Origin of the sequence: Anaerobiospirillum sp. NML120449 (assembly GCF_023051105.1) — a bacterium.
Classification (GTDB): Bacteria; Pseudomonadota; Gammaproteobacteria; order Enterobacterales; family Succinivibrionaceae; genus Anaerobiospirillum.
In genome coordinates this window covers 1-1,440 of the sequence record NZ_JALKIL010000102.1, presented here as the reverse complement: position 1 = coordinate 1,440, position 1,440 = coordinate 1, and the positions used below count along the sequence as shown (strand labels likewise).

General features: G+C 43.0%; 1 protein-coding gene. It reads left to right on the top strand.

Annotated elements, in window-relative coordinates; translation table 11 throughout:
* The coding region (locus tag MXE41_RS12950) for a transposase (RefSeq protein WP_247100882.1) at positions 1–1,170 on the top strand (1,170 nt) is incomplete at its 5' end.
* Positions 1,171–1,440 lie beyond the last annotated feature (270 nt).

The window sequence follows — 1,440 nt, the reverse complement described above, 5'->3', positions numbered from 1 at the left end:
ACTACTGCAGATAAGCCTGTCAGGGTTAATGTTTACTATAACGATGCTGTTAAAGCTGAGGAGCAGGACAGTCTGCCTCAACATAACAGACGTGATCAGTGCATGTATATCATCACCAGCCTTGACTGGAACCTTGCTTCCCTGGATGAGATATATGAGCTCTACAAGCTGCGCTGGGATGTTGAGCTTTACTTTAAATACCTCAAAGAAGGTCATGGGCTGTTTAAAGTCAATGCATGGCGCCTGGAAAGCATAATTAACGTGCACATAAGTGCTTTTAATTTTGCTGCAATGGAGGCTTTGTCTTTTCACTCAGCAGGCTGTCTGCTACCGGACAAATATGAGTTACTCTCATATGAAGATGAGAGCAAGCAGCTGCTGGCCGCCCAAATAGGTGCTTCAAGAAAGCTGTCAGAGCTTAATCGCCTTTTAAAGGCGATAAGCATGATTATTGAGTATCGTCAGCCAGGGTTTTCGGTCATATTATCGGCCGCTGCTACTGAGGAGGAGCTTAAATATTATGACAAGGATCTTTTGAAGACACGTCGCTACATAAGAAGTAGCTCATTGCCTGACCTGGTCGGCAGCCAGGACCCGCGTCTGAACTGCCTGATCAAGCCTGAAGAAAACCTTGTGCCTGTTTTGGAACTGGCATATGAAGGTGATAAAGAGGCTCTTAATACCCTGACTTTGCTTGATGAAGTCATGGCAGAACAGGGGTACAGGAAATTCAACTCAGCGGCTAAAATCAGGGAGATTAGCGATCAGTGCACTGCGTTTGGAATTTCATTCCAGCATGTATGGAAACGAGTTCCTCCAGCACCAGCTATTTCAAGGCTCAAAACTGGTTTTCACTTAAAATCTTCTGACTTTTACAGGACCTGTAAAATCTCAGTATCTAACGAATCTGAGCAGACCATGGGTCCGGAGCCTAAGCAGGAGGCAACATCTGACTTCAACAGGAAGTTCTATGACCTCATGGCTGATCAGGCAAGATATATTGCTGACAACTTCTGCTATTCCAGGCCAAATTTAAGTGCATGGGAGCGAGGGAACTTCAAGTACTTCAGGTTGCGGCACATTGAGCTTGAAGCGCTGAGAATGATGCGTCTAAGTAGGTATCCTCCAGCCAGTAATGAGGATATTGACTGGCATCTGTCTTTGAGCTGACACGCTCTAAGCTGTAAAAGTTAGACTTATGTATCTATGGTTGTGTCGTTAGGCGCGATCCAATATCTTACGTCCTTTATAAATCATATAGATAATTATGTATTTACTTTCGACATAGCGTGGTGAAACAAATGATAATATTTATCAAAAACACCTAAATGCACAATTGTTTGTACACAGATTTTGAGTCATTTAACTGCCATACAAGTTGTATTTTAGACATAAAAAAACTACCTCGAGGGTAGTTGCTTATAAACGGCTTATATATGC